This is a genomic window from Bartonella sp. AD328YNZD, from assembly GCF_042196425.1.
This window is the reverse complement of the sequence record NZ_JBHIQG010000759.1, coordinates 1-661: the sequence shown is the minus strand read 5'-3', so window position 1 is coordinate 661 and position 661 is coordinate 1. Positions and strand designations below refer to the sequence as shown.

Annotated in this window: 1 protein-coding gene; it reads right to left on the bottom strand. The window is 43.9% G+C overall.

Annotation, left to right across the window (positions count from 1 at the left end; genetic code table 11):
• Positions 1–657: transcription antitermination factor NusB (locus ACFIO3_RS14875; RefSeq protein ID WP_375704757.1), on the bottom strand; the 657-nt coding region annotated here is incomplete at its 3' end.
• Positions 658–661: the final 4 nt, after the last annotated feature.

The window sequence follows — 661 nt, the reverse complement described above, 5'->3', positions numbered from 1 at the left end:
ACGATTCAATCGAACAGAGCCATTAGGCAACACAACACCGCCAAGTCTTTCAGCCCATCCAACGCTATCAGATTTCACTGTCAAATCGAGAGGGGGTTCCATACTTTGAATTGCTATAATCTGATGTGCTTTTTCTGTTCCATAAGCTGACACTAAAAGCTGTCCAAACCACGCTGGAACACCTTCAATGGTAGGAACTTGTTGGCATAAAAGCTCTGCCTCACGCGCAACATTGCGCAAAAGAGCATTCACAACCCCTGAAAAACGATGCATACGAGGATCAAGTTTTGCCACACGTACAGCTAAATCAATAGCCGCATGATCAGGAATATCAAGATAAAGAATTTGTGCAACACTGATATGCAAAAGATGCTGAAGTGAAAGTGCTTGTGAAGGCAAAGGACGCACCAAAAATCGTGAGAAAGCCGCTATAATCTGCCCTCGATGACGTAATGAAGCTATCAAAATAGCCCGACACAACAAACGATCTCGTTGTGAAAGTTTTAAATAGTGTGGATGTCCGTGTTCATTATCCGTCAAACCAGAAAGAGGCGTACACTTATCAACCACCGCCCCTAAAAGGCGCACACACACCTGCCGAACAGCTAATCCTGGAACATTTTTTTCAGACACATGCCCCGCTTTTTTGTGTTTCAAAACA